This is a genomic window from Sphingomonas oligophenolica, from assembly GCF_039522915.1.
Classification (GTDB): Bacteria; Pseudomonadota; Alphaproteobacteria; order Sphingomonadales; family Sphingomonadaceae; genus Sphingomonas; species Sphingomonas oligophenolica.
This window is the reverse complement of record NZ_BAAAEH010000035.1, coordinates 435,782-451,854: the sequence shown is the minus strand read 5'-3', so window position 1 is coordinate 451,854 and position 16,073 is coordinate 435,782. Positions and strand designations below refer to the sequence as shown.

The following is a 16,073-nucleotide window of genomic DNA, read 5'->3' as shown; positions in this document are numbered from 1 at the left end:
GACGGTTCAGATTTCCCCCTCGCGCTTTCCGCCTTGCACACGGGTTGGTCGAACGCGCCAAACGGCTCGATGCCTTCATGCGATACGGTCATGCGCACTCGCCTGCCGACCCTTTTCAACGCTTTCCGACGAACGCAGAAAATAGCGGTCCTCACCTGCATTTCCGATCAGAGCGTTACAGCGCCGATCTGCTGCAGGACGCCCAAACGATCGACTTGCAACCACGCTCGAGTGAGCTTGCCTTCATGTGACTGGTATATGCCGATCCCGTGTTGAACCGCGGTCTTTCCGGTTGGGGCGATGCCGGACAGCGGACCAAAATGCGCCGCCTCGAAGCGCCAGCGCACGCATACCTTGTCGCCATCGGCAAGCAGATCCTCGATTTCGAATCGCAGGTCGGGAAAGGCCGTAAACATTCGTTCGACGGTTTGCCGGAAACCGGACGGTCCCTGTTCGCCATTGGAACCGACGAAGGTCTCCGAGAGGTAGTCCGGCAACCGGTCGAGCAGGCGCGGATTGAGACAATTCTCATAAAGAGCTCTGACGAGTTCAGACGGCGTCATGATAGGGCCTCATATTGACAATATGCTGTCAAAGTTGCATATTGACAGCATATTGTCAATTCCCTCCGACATTCGGGAGACAGCCGTGCCCCCCCACAAAAGTGAGGAGTTGAGCCATCTGGTTTGGGATATTCTGCAAACCGCCAACCGCCTGATCGACGTCGGCAACAGGCTGAGTGCTCCCTTTGGATTGACGGCTGCGCGGTGGCAGGTCATGGGGGTGATCGTTCTAGAACCCGCAACCGTAGCGGATATCGCCCGTCGTCTCTCTCAGACACGCCAGGGCGTTCAGCGTTTGGCCGATGTGATGGTTCGCGACGAACTCGCGACCTATGGCCCCAATCCGAGGCACGCCCGGGCAAAATTGCTCGCCGCCACCGCCCGGGGTGCGGCGTCCTATCGAAAGCTGATGATGGAACAGGCCAAGTGGATGGAATCTCTATCGGCCCAAATCCAGATTCACGACATTGCTGCCGCAAGATCTCTGTTGGCCGCGCTTAATTCGGCTTTGGGAAATAGCTTTCCTTAGATTGTGGCTACTTGTTGCAGAGCGTTCATTTGCCGTGTCGAGTATTTCTAGGTGGAGCGGACAAATTTTAGCAGTATCTGGCGGTGGCACTATGGCCTGGCCGCGACCATCCGGCAAACTCTGTTGTTCCTCTTCGGGTAGCGGAACTCCACTTTAATGAAGCGATAACGCCCTTGCGCTTCCCAAGCCGCGGACAGGCCGAAAACCCACTCGACTAACCGCGTATCCATATCGAATAGTTTATCCACGCCGCCTAGTTCGCAACGAGCGCGCACAGTTCGCGGACGCTGGTGATACCCAATCGCTGGTACCCCCGTTTGCGGTAGGTCATGACGCTCGTCTTCGCGATGTCGAGGTCGAGAGCGGTTGCCTCGACCGACATGCCGACAATCGCCCGCGCGCACACCCCTCCCTCGCGCGGCGTAAGGCAGGGATAGAGGGTGCGCAGGCGATGCTCGACTTCCGCCACGTTCGGCGTTCGCGCTTCCAACCGGCGGCGATTGAGCGGCAGCATCGGCAGAACAAGGCAGGCCAGACCGATCAGGGCATCGACTTCGCAGTCGCTGAATAGTCCGGTCGACCGGTGGCGCGCGACATTGATGACGCGCCACGCATTCGCGCCGCGCTGGATGATCGAGATCCGCTCGACGATCCCGGCTTGATCGTAGAAGTGGCGGCGGAAGCCTTCGGATTCGATGTCGGCGGGCCGGATTCGCTGGATGGCGATATCGCTCACGCAGGGCGCGGCACTATAGGCGTCGCACACCGGGTCGATATTGTGGTAACGCTGGCTGTAGGCGGGGAGCAGGTCGACCAGCCGGGGCTCGCAGAAGTAATATTGCAGGCTGCTGTCTTCGCGACCGGTCGCCTCGAACAGGTAGATGCGCCGCGCGCCGCCCGTAACCGACATGACTGCGTCGTGGAGCGTCGCCCCGAATTGCCCCGTACCGACTGTCTCGAGCAAGCGCTCGTAGATCAGCCCCATCGAGACCGGGGTACGCCAGTCCTCGATTTTGCGGATATAGGACATGTCAGCTCTCCTGCCGTCGCGCAGCGCCGACGGCCTTCGCTGAGTTGAACACGCCGAGTGCCGCCAGCGCAATCGCTGAAAGCAGGGCTGGCAGCGCAAAAGAGGACAGGATCGTCACTTCCGAGACACCCGCCTTCAATCCGATACCGATCAGGACAGGCGCGGCCACGGTGCCGACCCGGCCTACGCTCTTGGCCCAGCCGATCCCGGTCGAGCGCAACCGATAGGGGTAGAAGCCGGCAAGGACGACATTGACGCCGCCATAGGCACCGAGGGCGAAGAAGCCGCAGCCGGCGAGCAGGAGCTGGAGCAGGCGCGCAGAGGCTTCGTCGATCAACCAGCCGGTCACCAGGAAGAGGCTTGCGGCGACCAGCAGGAAGGTGACAAGCACCCGCGTCGGACCGAACCGGTCGATCAGCGCCCCCACGACGAGCGCGGCGGCGATCCCGCCGAAGGAGAAGATCGACAGGGCGACGGCCGCGAAGCTCTGGTCATGGCCGAGGCGGACCAGCAGCAGCGGCAACCAGGAGCTCAGGCAATAGCTGATCGTCAGCATCGTGATGAACAAGAGCCAGAGCAGGAGCGTGCCGAGGCGGTAGCGGGCTGACAGCAATTCGAGGGGATTCGCCGCCGGCTCGATCGCGGTGTCGACGGCATCGGGGTCCGACCCGTCGCGCAGGAACAGCCAGGCGAGGATCGCGCTCGCGAGACACACGGCCCCGACCGCGACCATCGCCGCCCGCCAGCCGCCCAGGTCGATGAACGCCGCGGCGACCATTCCCGCCATCGCTGCACCGAGCCCATAGCCGGTGAACAGCGAGGTGATGGCGAGGCCACGGCGGGCGGGCGGCGCGACCGCGGTCACCAGCGCAAGGCAACTCGGCAAGCAGCCGCCGAGGAAGATGCCAGTCACGAGCCTCCACCAGAACAGAGCGGTGCCGTCGCCGGCGAAGCCACTCGCGGCCTGGGCGGCGCCGAAGCCGGCCAGCGAGAGGGCGATGACCAGCCGATCCCCGTATCGCGCGGCGAGCGGCGGCAGCGCGACCAGCCCGATGCACTGGCCGATCAGATTGGCGGAAAAGATCGGGCCAATCGCGGCGGCATCGAGGTGGAGCGCGCGGCCGAAATCAGGCGCGAGCGGGCCGAGAATGGTGTGGACCAGCCCGTCGAGAAAATAGACCAGTGCGCAGACGCCGATCATCGCAAGCGTCGAGCGGCGATCCGGCGCCTGCGGCATCCTGTCGCCGGCCGGCTCAGCAGAGCGCGGCACGCACTGCTTTCCGACCGGCGACCCTGGGGCAAGGGTGCTTCGTCAAAACTTTCCCGACATGCGCACGCCGAAGGTGCGCGGCGCGCGCAGCGTGGCCGCGACCACGCCATTGGCCGAATAGGAAGGGTTCGGCGTCGCGTTGCTGAGCACGACCTTGTTCTCGATATTGTTGACGAAGGCGCTCACGCTCCACCGCCGCCCGTCGGGCTCGTAGGTGAGGACTGCGTCGCTTCGGGTCGAGCTGCCGGCATGGGTCTCCGGGATATAGGAGATGTCCAGTTCGCGAGAGCTTTCGTAGCGGCTGAACAGGCTGGCGACGATCCGCGCGCCGGAGGCGAGCGGAAAGCTTTGCTCGATATTGCCGGCAACCACCCATTCAGGCGAGCGCAGCGCGCGCAAGCCGCTGCAATCGACGTTCGTGCCGGTGATCCGGCACTGCGACGTCGCGGCCGGCGGCGCGATAGTGTTGTAGACCAGCTGCTTGTTCACCGCGTCGAGCCACTGGGCCTGCAGGCCCACGCGCGTGGTGGGTGTCACGACAAGCTGCGCCTCGACCTCGACGCCTTTGGTATGCACCTGTCCGATATTCTCGGTGACGAGCACCACCGCCGGCGGGACCAGCTTGACATAGCCGAGCTGCTGATCGCGGTAATCGAGGTAGAAGGCTTCGATGTTCAGCTGAAGGCGGTTGTCGAAGAAGCGGTTCTTGGTGCCGATCGTATAGGCAGTCACCTTTTCGGGCTTGTAGCTGTTGGCCCCTGGCGGGCCGAGGAAAAAGCCACCCGCCTTGAAGCCGGTTCCGACATTTGCGTAGATCAGGGAACGCGGGCCGGCATCGAATTCCACGCCGGTACGCCAGGTCACCGCGTTGAAGGTCAGCGCCTGGTTGACCACAAAGGCCGGGGCGCCGACGGGGACGACCGGGATCACCGGGTCAGGCCCTGGCACGTGGCGCACGGTATAGCGCTGGCTGTCGCTGGTCTTGCGCTCCCAGGTATAGCGCAGCCCGCCGGTCAGGCGCAGCGCGGGGGTGACGGCGAAGGTCAGCTGGCCGAAACCGGCGGCTGTCTCACCCCCGGTGTTGATCAGCTGGTCGCTATAAGTCTGGGCGGCGGCACTCTCGGTATTCGAGCGCGCATGGACATTGGTGTGCAGATAATAGCCGCCAAGCAACCATCCGAGCCGCTGCCCCGAAGGCGAGGCGAGCCGTGCCTCCATCGAGATCTGTTCGGGCTTCTGGTGCTCGAGGATCTGAAAGCCGGCCTGCGTGCTGTTATAGTTGATGTCCGACTTCCGATAGGCCGGAATGAGCGTCAGCGTGCCGATGGCGGTCTTGATCTCTGCATCGACCAATATCCCGTAATAATTGCTGTCGATGAACTGCGTGGTGCTCTGGCGCGCGAGCGGCAGATAGGCGGCTGGTTCGTCCGACAGGCTGGTCCAGGGATCTCCGACGAAACAGGCACTCGTTCCGCAGCGTTTGATCACCGTGGCGCCGCCGCCGCGCCCGCCCTGATGGGTGAAGTCGCCCACCACATCGACGGTCACATTGGCGGACGGCTCTATCCGGTAGGAGAGACGGGCTGCTTCGCCGGATTCGTCCTCAGTGCCGTCGGAGAAATAGCCGTTGCGATGGACGATCTGATAGGCGGCCCGTAGCGCGCTGTTGTCGCTGACCGGCAGATTGACCGAGCCCGAGGCGGCGATCCGCCCGTAATTGCCGGCCTCGAGGTTGAGCGTCATCGCGCGCTCGCCGATCCGGGCGCGCTGCGGCAGGATGTTGATGGCGCCGCCGGTGGCGTTGCGGCCGTAGAGCGTGCCTTGCGGCCCTTTCAGGACTTCGACCCGTTCGAGATCGTAGAACAGTCCCTGCACGGCGGTCGGCGACGCGAGATAGACGCCCGAGAAATTGACGGCGATGGCTGGATCGGAAAAGGCGTTGCCGCCGAAATTGCTGACGCTGCGGATCGTGAGCACCGTGTACGGGCCAGCCGCGGGCGAGACCTGCAGGGCGGGGGCGACCTGGGTGAGCTGCTGCGCTGTGGTCACGCCGCGCGTCGTCAGGTCGGCGCCGCTGATCGCAGTGACCGAGATCGCCGCCTTTTGCAGATTCTCCTCGCGGCGCTGCGCCGTGACGATGATGTCCTTCAGCTGCGCGTCGCCGGTGTCCGACGTGGTGGCTTCGGCCGGCGATGCCGTGCCGGTTTGCACGCCCGAAGTTTGCGCATGGGCGCAGAGCGGAAGTGCGCTCAAGGCTGTTCCCGCGAACAGCGTCACAAGACGTCCAGACATACACCCTCCCAATTTGGTTCTATTTTGTCCCGCCTACGGCCTTTGCCGGTGACGGTCTGTCCTTCGTGCGAAGGACAGGCACTCGATCAGGCCTTGAGCCCGAAACGCGCCCGCGCCTCCTCGACCGATGCCGGTTTGGCGCCGTAGAGCGCCGCGATCCCGACTGCCGCCCGCACCATGTCGGTATTGTCGCGCGCGACCGAACCGTCGGGCAGATAGATGCTGTCCTCAAGCCCGACGCGCACCAGATCGCAGCCCATCGCCAGCCCGAGCGTGACGAAGCGGAACATGTCCCGGCCCGTCGCGGTGATACCGACGATCGCCTTGGGGAAGAGGCGAAGCCCTTCATCGATCGAGAAGATGATGTTGCGGGCGATCGGCGGGGTCGCGCCGAAGCCGCCGCCATGCAGCAACCATATATTGTCGCGGTCGCGGTCGAAGATGCCCTCATTGGCATAGCGCAGCAGGCGATGCAGCGCGCTCGCCTCGACCACTTCATATTCGAGCGCCGAGCCGCGCGCATAGACGGCCTTGATCGTGCGCTTGAGCAGCTCTGGCGAATTCACATAGGGCGTCTCGCCGGGATAATTCCCGCCGGGATTGTAGAAATCGGCTGAGCCCGCAGCGATGCCGAACAGGTCCTGCGGCGGATCGATCGCAAGGATGCCCAGCCTTTCCTCGTCCGATGGCCAGTGCAGCTGACCCGTTGCCGGGTCTCGCCGCACGCCGATGCCGTTGGTGGTCTGGACAAGGATCGGCGAGCGTGCGCGGATTTCGCGGATCGCCTCGGCATAGATCGCTGTGTCGCCGCTGTTCAGCCCGTCGGGGCCGCGCGCGTGGAAGTGGACCATTGCCGCGCCCGCCTCGTAGCAGCGCGCCGCTGCCTCACCAATTTCGACCGGCTGCTTCGGGACGACCGCGCCGTCCCGATCCTGCTGCATGCCACCATTGATCGCAACCGTGACGATGACCTTGTTGTCGGCAAGCATGCCCTCTCCCTCCTGCATAATCGCAGGAGTGGCTAGGCTGCCCGACCGACATCGTCTGTCCCCCGAGCGAAGGACAGGCAGTGGATGGAGCCGGCAACAGACAAAGCGGCGCGAGGCTGATCGCCTTCAAACGGCGGCGGCTAACCCAGAAACGGTGATGCCCGAGCCGAAACCCGCCGCGCTCTCTGAACGGCCGGGAGCAGACTTCACGGCCCCCATCGATCCTATTCACCAAAAGCTGGACGACCCGTAATCATTCCCACTCGATCGTCCCCGGTGGCTTCGAGGTATAGTCGTAGGTCACCCGGTTGATGCCCTTTACCTCGTTGACGATCCGGGTCGCGACGCGCGGCAGGAAGTCGCCGGGGAACTGGAAAGCCGCGGCCGTCATGCCGTCGGTCGATGTCACCGCGCGCAGCGCCAGGACATTGTCATAGGTCCGGCCGTCGCCCATCACGCCCACGCTGCGCACCGGGAGCAGCACCGCGAAGGCCTGCCAGATCGCGTCGTAGAGCCCGGCGGCGCGGATCTCCTCGAGATAGATCGCGTCGGCCTTGCGCAGGATGTCGCAGCGCTCCTTGGTGACCTCGCCCGGAATGCGGATCGCGAGGCCGGGGCCGGGGAACGGATGCCGGCCGACGAAGATCTCGGGCAGGCCGAGCTCGCGGCCGAGCGCGCGGACTTCATCCTTGAACAGCTCGCGCAAGGGCTCGACCAGCTTCATGTTCATCCGCTCGGGCAGGCCGCCGACATTGTGGTGGCTCTTGATCGTGACCGAGGGGCCGCCGGTGAAGCTGACGCTCTCGATCACGTCCGGGTAGAGCGTGCCCTGGGCGAGGAAATCGGCGCCGCCGATCTTGCGTGCTTCCTCCTCGAACAGCTCGATGAACGCGCCGCCGATGAACTTGCGCTTCGCCTCGGGATCAGTGAGCCCGGCCAGGCCACCGAGAAAGGCGGCCTCCGCATTCACATGGACGAGCGGGATGTTGTAGCTGTTGCGGAACAGGCTGACGACCTGGTCCGCCTCGCCGCTGCGCATCAGGCCGTGATCGACGAACACGCAGGTGAGCTGCTCGCCGATCGCCTCATGGATCAGCACCGCCGCAACGGCTGAATCGACGCCGCCCGACAGGCCGCAGATCACCCTGCCCTTGCCGACCTGGGCGCGGATCTCGGCGATCTTGGCGGCGCGGAATTCGGCCATCGTCCAGTCGCCGGCGAGGCCGCAGACATGGCGGGCGAAATTGGCGATCAGCTTCGCGCCATCCGGGGTGTGGACGACCTCGGGGTGGAACTGCATCGCGTAATAATGGCGCGCGTCGTCGGCGATCACCGCGAAGGGCGCGCCCTTGCTCGCCGCGACCGGGCGGAAGCCGGGGGCGAGTTCGGTCACCTTGTCGCCATGGCTCATCCACACCTGGTGGTTCTCGCCCTCGCTCCACAGGCCGTCGAACAGGGCGCAGCTGTCAGTCACCTCGATCACAGCGCTGCCGAACTCGCCGCTGTCGCCGAGCGTCACCGTGCCGCCGAGCTGCGCCATCAGCACCTGCTGGCCGTAGCAGATGCCCATGATCGGCAGGCCGCTATCGAGGATCGCCTGCGGGATGCGCGGGCTGCCCTGTTCGAGCACCGAGGCCGGGCTGCCGGAGAGGATGATCCCCTTGGGCGCCATCCGGGCAAAGGCCTCGGCGGCGCTGTTGAACGGGGCGATCTCGCTATAGACCCCCGCTTCACGGACGCGGCGGGCGATGAGCTGAGTCACCTGGCTGCCGAAATCGACGATGAGGATCGAGTCGCTGGGCTGTGTCATGCGGCCAGATAGCAGATGCGCGGCTGGCGGGAAGCCCCGATGGACGCTGCGCGACCAAAGTACTGCCGTGGCACCACGAAGAAGTTCTCGAAGACATCGCCGATTTTTGCGACCCACTCACGGAGAGGCCGAATCTCGGTTGTTCTTGGCGCTTGCAAGCACTCACTCTACTCATACAATATTGTCATGAAATGATCTGAATCAAACTTGCGTATAACTCCCTTACCTATTGGACGCACGACATGTAAAAGTGCAAAAATTTTCACGACCCGTATCGATATTGCCTGGCGCTATACTGTGCAATTTTCCGAGAAACTTTATCAACGAAGCGTCCATGGCGACAACCCTTATCTCCGGATCGGCCGGCCGGCATGGGGGTGGCTGATCGCGGGGGAGCATAGACGGCTTGCGCGAAGGGATGAATCGGTGGCCCGCGATCCGCGGCGCGCTGTTTCGGCGATTTGCATCGCTGCCCTCGCGGCCTAGAAGCAGCCGATGCAAATGCCGATGCTGCGAGAGCCATGGCGGGCGACCAGTTGAAATCAGCGCCGCCGACGCTGACTCTTCCGAACGGAGCGGCGAGATCCGGCGGGCTGGACGGAATCGCGGTCAGGAACCTGCTTGGCGGCGCGGTGCTCAAGGGTCTCGACCCGCGGGAAATCCTGCGCGCCGCCGGCATCGATCCGCTCGTCTATGGCGACCAGCAGGCGACGATCGACGGCAGGGAGCTGTTCCGGCTGGTGCAGCATATCCAGGCGGCGCTCGACGATGCCTATATCGGGTTCCTCGCCGAACGGTGCCGGCTCGCGCTCGAGGTTGAGCGGACGCTCTCCTATCTGCACTGCGAGACGTTCGGCGAATCGCTGCGGGTCAGCATCCGCTTCACCCAGGCGCTGTCGATCGATATCGGCCCGCAGCTGGTCGAGGAAGGCCGGACCGGCCTGAAGCATGTCTGCGTCTATCACACGATCGAGGGCGTCGACCGCGACATCTTCGTCTGGCTGCGGTTCCTGTGGATCTATCACCTGTTCAGCTGGCTGATCGGGCGGCCGATCAAGTTGCGCAGTGTGTCCGTGCGCGGGGCCCGGCCGTTTCAGGCGAACGGGTTCGACCGCTTCGCCGTCTTCAACTGCCCGGTCGAGTTCGACGCGCCGATCGACGCGCTATGCTATGACCGCAGCGACCTGAATGCCCGGCTGGTGCACGGGACGCTCGCCGAATATCAGGCGCATGAAGCGAGCAATCCGGACTGGTTCGCGACGCCGGGCGGACAGCTGAACTGGCGCACGCAGACCGAGCATGTGCTGCTCGAGTTCCAGCGCGCCGAGCTCTGGTCGGCGACGATCGAGATGGTCGCCGAGCGGCTGCGCAGCAATCCGCGCCGGCTGCGGCGCGACCTCGCCCGCGAGGGGGAGAATTTCCAGCATATCAGGACCAGGCTGCGCGGCGAGCTGGCGGCGGCGTTTCTGCTGGTGACCGACATGCCGATCACCTCGGTCGGTTACCGGGTGGGGTTCAGCGAGCCCGGCAGCTTCACGCGCAATTTCGTCGAGTGGACCGGCATGACGCCGTCGCAATATCGCGGCCGATACCGATCCGACAGCACGCGGACGGCCGCGGCGACGATGTTGCTGAGCGAGCGGTATAATCCGTGAGTTGCCGGAGCTGACCTGGCGTCGCTCGTCAGCAAGGCCCGACCAGGTTGGGCGCCGGCAGACTAAGGCGCGGATGTTTGCTAGGGTGCGGTCGCCATGATCAGCTCTTCACGCCACACGCTCGCGATCGCCACCGGCCTGCTCGTTGTGGCGGTTGTCGCCGGCACGGGCGCGGGCGCCGAGACCGGGCCCGCCGCGACGCCGCAGCCAGTCCAATCCTATGACACCTACAAATCCTGGTTCGTGGCCTGCGACAATGAACTCGCCTGCGTTGCCAGGGGCGTGACCGAGGCCGGCGCCGACATCACGATCGAGCGACAGGGCGGCCCCACGGGCACGCTCGTCGCGTTTATCCGGGCAACCCATGCCTTCAGCCTTGCCGATATCAGGATAGACGGGCAGCCGGCGCGCCTTTCCGGGCCGGCATGGCAGATTTCCGTTTCGGACGATGAGACCGCGGCGACCAGCAGCGACCTGGTGGCGATCCGGGCGCTCGTGCAACGCCTGCGTAACGCATCGAAAGTCTCGCTTGGGGACGGCTCTCTTGGGGAAGAGGGGGAGGTGCCGCTCGACGGCTTTGCCGCGGCGATGCTGCGGCTGGACGAACGGCAAGGCCGGCTGGGCGGCGTGACGGCGCTTTTCCGGCCGGGGCCGGCGCCGGCGTCTCAGGTGCCGGCGCGTCCGCCGATCCCGAAGATCCCCAACCACCCGATCAGCGCCAGCCTGCAGAAAGGCGAGGAGGCGCGGCTGATTGCCGGGGTTCGCGCCGACCAGAGGGCGGTGTTCGAAAAGGAGGCGTGCGAAAAGGACCCGACCGCGATGGAGCCGGAGGCGCATGCGCTGGACGACGGGCAAGCGCTTGTGCTGATCCCGTGCATGATGGGCGCGTATCAGGGGACGTCGCTTGCCTTCATCGCGCCGCGCGGCGGCGGCCACGCCCGGCGGCTGATCGCGCCGACGCCGTATCTCGGCAGCGACCCCGACCACCCCGATGGCGGCTATTTCACGGAAGGCGCATTCGACCCCGGGACAGGAACCCTGAGCGTGCATGCCAAGGGGCGCGGCCTTGGCGATTGCGGCATGTCCGCGAGCTGGATCTGGGACGGCAAGGCGTTCCGCCTGGCGGAGATGTCGCTTCAGCAGGCCTGTGGCGGGGTCGCGCCGGGGGACTGGCCGACGTTGTTTCGGTCTTCGCGGTAGGTTTGCGGGAATATTGCGGGTTCTGGGCCGGGAGCGGAATGGCAGGTTTCGGGCGCGATGAAATGATAGCTGATATTTGTTCGCTGGCCGATGGAGTCGAGAAGACCCAATAGGCGACACTTAAGACGCGAGGTCCGCTCTCCGAAACCCGACGTTCGTTCATAACCCGATGTACGCCTTGGATTAGCCGCCGCGAGTCAGGCCGCAGTTGAAGGCCAAATTTGCGAAACGTGCCGCCGCCGCCTCATCCTCCGGGTGACGAGAGTTGCGCCAGCCGCTGCCGAACTGAATCGATTGTCTCGAGCAATTCTATGATGCTCGGCTTCGCTCTGGCGGGACCTCCCTCCGAAGCGAATGCGAGTGCCCCGGTAAAATGGACCGGCGCGACGAAGCGGTAGCCTCTGCCGACAACCGTCGCGATATATCTGGGCCTGGCAGGATCGTCCCCCAGTGCTCGACGCAGACCCGCCACATTCACCTTGAGATTGGTCTCTTCGACATAGGTCTCCGGCCAGACCCGGACCATGAGCGTGCGTTTGTCTACCAGCTCGCCGGGTCGTTCGACCAGCACAGTCAGGATGTCGAGCGCGCGGCCGCCGATCCTAACCGGCGTCTCCTGCCGCACCAGCGACTGCTGCTCCGGCCGGAGGAAGAACTCGCCGAACGCGAACACCCGCCCGGCTGAGCCGTGAAAGCTTGGGGAGGCGTGCTCCGACCCATGCGCTGGTGGAGGCACGGAATTTGAGGGGACGACGACGGGCATTGCGACACTCCTCCTCGCACAGCGCGTTGCCGCCGCGCCGGCATCGGTCGGATCGCCTCTCGGTGTGCGAACGCCAGGATTTGTCCGACCGACGCAGTTTAATGCGTGCAGCGGAGACCGGTCTATGGCCCCAATGCGGGGCAGGCAGAATACCCGGTTCAGTGACCCGGTTCAGTGATAGGGGCCGACCGCCGGCGTGTTATTTGTGGAGGTTCGACCGTCGCACCGATCGTCCGGCCGTTCAAAGTTCGATGATGCCGCGCTTCGCCGCGACGGTGACGGCATGCGTACGATCCGCGACGCCCAATTTGGCGAACGTTCGCTTGAGATGCGCTTTCACCGTATCTTCCGAGATCGCGAGCTTCCATGCGATTTGCTTGTTCGGATTTCCGGTCGCGACGAGCGACAATATCTCGATCTCGCGCTCGGTGAGCGGTTCGCCGATCGCATGCACTGCGATCTGCGTGGCGACTTCGGGCGGGATGTGGTGCCCGCCGCCGTGAACCGCGCGGATCGCGTCGATGAGATCGGTGCGCATCGCGCTTTTGAGCAGATAGCCGTTCGCCCCGGCCTTGAGCGCCCGTAAGGCTTTCGCGTCGCCCACATAGGTGGTCAGCACGAGGATTCGTATCTCCGGGTGCTGTTTACTGATCGTCTGGATTGCCTCGACACCGTCGATACCGGGCATCTGGAGATCCATCAGCACCACGTTCGGCCGTGCCGCCGCGATGGCGGCGATGGCGGCAGCGCCGTCGCCCGCCTCCGCCGCCACGACCATATCCGGCTGCCGCCTGATCGAACCGACGACTCCGTCGCGCAGCATCGGATGATCGTCTACGACCATCACACGGATGGGATTGGCGGTTATTGCGTCATCCATCGCTACGCTCCGTCGAAAACCGACGCCACCAGGCAAGCCATATCGGGCGTGGCCTGTCGCCATAGGCGATCTCGGCAGCGACGGTCACTTCGACTTGCGTGCCACCCACCGGGCCGGGGGTAATCGCCAGTTTTCCGTCAATCTTCTCCGCCCGTTCGCGCATGCCGACAAGGCCGAAATGACCTGCAACGCCACCCTGGGCCGCGGCGGTCGGCGCGATGCCGATGCCGATGCCGTCGTCGATAATCCGCAGCATCAGTGCCTTCGTACCGAACTCAATTGCGATGGTGACGTTGCGCGCTCCGGCATGGCGGGCAACGTTGAACAGCGCTTCATCGGTGATCCGCAGCAATTCGTCGGCGACCGCCGGATAGACTGTCCGCTCCGCACCCTCGACGATCACGCGTGTCTCGATCTCCTCGGGCTGCAGCAGCCGCTCGGCAGTCTGCCCGACGGCGTCGGACAGGCTCCGTGTTCCGCTCCATCGACGCAACGCCTGTACGCGGTCACGCCCTTCCACCACAACGGCGTCTGCGCTGTCCAGCGCGTCGAGCATGTCGTGGTGCGCGGGCGGTATGGTCGCGATGTCCTGGGCGATGTTGCTGAATCGCATGATCAGACCCTGCACGCTCTGCAGCAGGGTATCGTGCAGCTCGCGCGCGATGCGTTCGCGCTCGTCCAACCGCTCGTTCATCCGTGCGCGGATGCGCTCGGAGACCGCGCGCATTCGCAGCGAATAGCCGAGCCACAGAAGCGCCAGCGCCAGCACCGCGCAGAGCAGGTAGAACGGCCAGCTCTGGAAGAACGTCGGCCGGATCTCGAACTCCAGGGTCGCGCCCCGCCGGTTCCATACGCCGTCGTCGTTCGCCGCCATAAGGCGGAACCTGTAGCTCCCCGGTTTGAGCCCCGTGTAGAAGGCCTCGCGGCGGTTGCCCGGATCGACCCAATCATCGTCCACGCCTTCCAACTGGTAGCGGAACCGCACGCGGGACGGCACGGAAAGGCTCGGCGCGGTATAAGCGATCTGGAGATTGGAGGTGCCTTGCGGCAGCCGAATGGGCGCCGCGGCAGCATAGATTCGACCGCCGGAAACCAGAGACTTGATGATCACGGGCGGCGGGAGCGCATTGAACGAAAGCCGCTTGGGATCGATCCAGGCGAGGCCAAGCCGAGTCACGAACCAGAGACGCCCGTCGGAGGCCTCGATCGCCGTCTGCGACCAGGAGTCCTGCTGTGCCACGCCGGGCATCCCGTCGTCGCGGTCGAACACCCGTGCCTTCACCGGGCGTCCGCCATGGGCGAACGCCTCGTCCAGGTCGTCGCGCGCGATATGGACGACGCCCGCGACAGTGTTGAGCCAAAGGTCGCCTTCGGCCGTTTCGACGATCCCGGCCGTCCGGCTCAAAAACGGGTGCACGTCCGATCTGAGGGTGACGAAGCGACGGCCATCGAACCGCGCCAGGCCGAAATCGCCACCCGCGTAAACATGCCGCCCTCGAACGGCTATCACCACGACGGTTCCCAGTGCCAGATCGTTGCGTGCCGAGAACAGCCGGCGTGCGGATTCGTCGACCATCTCGATGCGGTTGCCTTCCGCGATCCATATGCGCCCGGCCGCATCGCGGAGCATCTGCATCGGCAGAATGCCCGGGGTCCCGAGGCGTGGTTCGGGCGTCCAACCACCCCCCTTCCGGCAAAAGGCTCCCTCCACGGACGAGACGCAGATTCGACCCGCAGTCTCCTCGAGAAGCGCAAAGGGCCTGCGATTCCCCCACGGCAGCGGAACGTCCCGAACGGTGACGCCGGACAGAATGCCCAGAGTTCGGTCCGTGCCGATCCAGGTCCGCGACAGGGCGTCGGTGTGGAGGATCAATGGCCGCCGCGGAAGTCGGATCAGCTTGCGGGCGATATGGTCCGGGCCCGCTGTGAAGAGGGCGTCGCTCGAAGTCACATACATGGAGCCCGAAGGGCCCCGCGCTATCCGGAATCCATTGCGCGAGTCCGTCGGCAGCCCGGTGGCCACCACCGCGCTGGTTTCCCGAAACTGGTCGAGACCAAGATTCGTCCCGACCCAGACGTTACCTTCGCGATCCTCCAGGATGGGGTTGGCGAGGTTGGAGGTAAGGCCGCTCTCCAGGCCGAACCTCGCTTTCGCGCCAGCGACGAGCGCGCTGCCTCCGAGGCCGACACCGTCCAGACGAAAGACGCCGCCGCTGCCATAGGTGCCCCAAAGATTGCCGTGTCGATCGAACAGGATGCTCTCCGCTCGCGGATTGACCGTCATCGGCGGCACAATCCATGTCGGCGTGGCTTGGGCAGGCGATGCTGCGACGCGCTGAAGGCCGGGGCGAGCGCCGGTGGTGAGCCAGATCGCACCATCCGGCGACTGCTTCAGCTTTGGTCTGTCCGAGGCCGATGCGGCGACGCGCAGGAAGCGATCGGCGCCTGGTCGCAGCACCTCGAGTTCGCCATCGGCCGCTACCCAGACCGATCCGTCGACCGCGCCGAGGACGCTGGTTGCAGCACCAGCGGCTACCCCGCGAGAACGACCAAAAATCTCCCATCGACCCTGACGAAAGCGCGCGACGCCGCCTCTGTCACCCTCGCCCAGGGCTGCCCAGATCCCGCCTGCGCGGTCCTCGGACAGCTCCAACACGGGGACCGGCGGGAGGCCCAGGTCGAATGTGGTCAGGTGACCCGCGCTGAGCCTCGCCAAGGCACCTGATGCAAAGCCAATCCAAAGGTCACCGGAGCGGGTGGCAAGCAGTGAATTGACGTTGAGCGAGGGAAGGCTCTCGCCTTTGACGGGTCGGAACTTCTCGAAACTCGTTCCGTCGAACCGGTAGAGTCCGCCTCCAGTGCCGAGCCAGAGATACCCGTCGCCCGACTGGGCGAGAGCCCAGACCTCTGGCGGAGCCCCATCTCTCGAAGTCCAGGCGGTGTGCCGCAGTTGCTGCAGGCTGCGGGGCGCATTCGCCGCGCACGCGTCGCCCAGGCTGGCGAGGAGCGCGGCGAGCATCCCCAGCAGAAGGAATTTCCCAACGGGCGACATGCCCCCTATTTTCACCCAAAGCGGACGCGGTGTCACGCCG

The 16,073-nt window shown here is 64.9% G+C and carries 12 protein-coding genes; 3 read left to right on the top strand and 9 right to left on the bottom strand.

Going from position 1 to position 16,073, the window contains the following annotated elements:
- Window positions 1–167: 167 nt before the first annotated feature.
- Complete coding sequence (locus tag ABD050_RS18080; RefSeq protein ID WP_343890879.1) at window positions 168–563, bottom strand: ester cyclase; 396 nt, start codon at window positions 561–563, stop codon at window positions 168–170.
- Window positions 564–672: 109 nt separating this feature from the next.
- Between ABD050_RS18080 and ABD050_RS18075 the strand changes: the two genes are divergently transcribed.
- Window positions 673–1,092 (top strand): MarR family winged helix-turn-helix transcriptional regulator, encoded by a 420-nt coding sequence (locus ABD050_RS18075; protein WP_343890878.1) that lies wholly within the window; start codon window positions 673–675, stop codon window positions 1,090–1,092.
- A gap of 253 nt (window positions 1,093–1,345) precedes the next feature.
- Here ABD050_RS18075 and ABD050_RS18070 read toward each other — a convergent pair whose 3' ends face one another.
- The 5 genes from ABD050_RS18070 to guaA all read right to left on the bottom strand — a co-directional run bounded on the left by ABD050_RS18070 (window position 1,346) and on the right by guaA (window position 8,483).
- Window positions 1,346–2,122: a helix-turn-helix transcriptional regulator gene (locus tag ABD050_RS18070; RefSeq protein WP_343890877.1), complete on the bottom strand. Its 777-nt coding sequence runs from the start codon at window positions 2,120–2,122 to the stop codon at window positions 1,346–1,348.
- Between the two features lies 1 nt (window position 2,123).
- Entirely contained in the window at window positions 2,124–3,392 is a 1,269-nt protein-coding gene (locus tag ABD050_RS18065; protein ID WP_343890876.1) for an MFS transporter, read from the bottom strand.
- 42 nt (window positions 3,393–3,434) lie between these two features.
- Window positions 3,435–5,645 (bottom strand): TonB-dependent receptor, encoded by a 2,211-nt coding sequence (locus ABD050_RS18060; RefSeq protein ID WP_343890875.1) that lies wholly within the window; start codon window positions 5,643–5,645, stop codon window positions 3,435–3,437.
- Window positions 5,646–5,770: 125 nt separating this feature from the next.
- A complete protein-coding gene (locus ABD050_RS18055) occupies window positions 5,771–6,673 on the bottom strand; it encodes a beta-keto acid cleavage family enzyme (protein WP_343890874.1) in 903 nt (300 codons plus the stop codon).
- Between the two features lie 253 nt (window positions 6,674–6,926).
- Window positions 6,927–8,483, bottom strand: a complete 1,557-nt coding sequence (gene guaA, locus ABD050_RS18050) for a glutamine-hydrolyzing GMP synthase (RefSeq protein ID WP_343890873.1) — start codon at window positions 8,481–8,483, stop codon at window positions 6,927–6,929.
- Between the two features lie 521 nt (window positions 8,484–9,004).
- Here guaA and ABD050_RS18045 point away from each other — a divergent pair.
- Entirely contained in the window at window positions 9,005–10,138 is a 1,134-nt protein-coding gene (locus ABD050_RS18045) for an AraC family transcriptional regulator (RefSeq protein WP_343890872.1), read from the top strand.
- A 96-nt stretch (window positions 10,139–10,234) separates the two neighbouring features.
- A complete protein-coding gene (locus ABD050_RS18040; protein WP_343890871.1) occupies window positions 10,235–11,338 on the top strand; it encodes a DUF1176 domain-containing protein in 1,104 nt (367 codons plus the stop codon).
- Window positions 11,339–11,582: 244 nt separating this feature from the next.
- Here the strand turns inward: ABD050_RS18040 and ABD050_RS18035 are convergent, their stop codons facing one another.
- The 3 genes from ABD050_RS18035 to ABD050_RS18025 all read right to left on the bottom strand — a co-directional run bounded on the left by ABD050_RS18035 (window position 11,583) and on the right by ABD050_RS18025 (window position 16,033).
- A complete protein-coding gene (locus ABD050_RS18035; protein ID WP_343890870.1) occupies window positions 11,583–12,101 on the bottom strand; it encodes a winged helix-turn-helix domain-containing protein in 519 nt (172 codons plus the stop codon).
- Between the two features lie 241 nt (window positions 12,102–12,342).
- Window positions 12,343–12,981 carry a response regulator gene (locus tag ABD050_RS18030; RefSeq protein WP_343890869.1) on the bottom strand — a complete coding sequence of 213 codons (639 nt, stop codon included), beginning with the start codon at window positions 12,979–12,981 and terminating at the stop codon, window positions 12,343–12,345.
- On the bottom strand, window positions 12,974–16,033 hold the full coding sequence (locus ABD050_RS18025) for a sensor histidine kinase (protein ID WP_343890868.1): 3,060 nt from the start codon (window positions 16,031–16,033) through the stop codon (window positions 12,974–12,976). The genes ABD050_RS18030 and ABD050_RS18025 overlap by 8 nt, the downstream gene beginning before the upstream one ends.
- Window positions 16,034–16,073 lie beyond the last annotated feature (40 nt).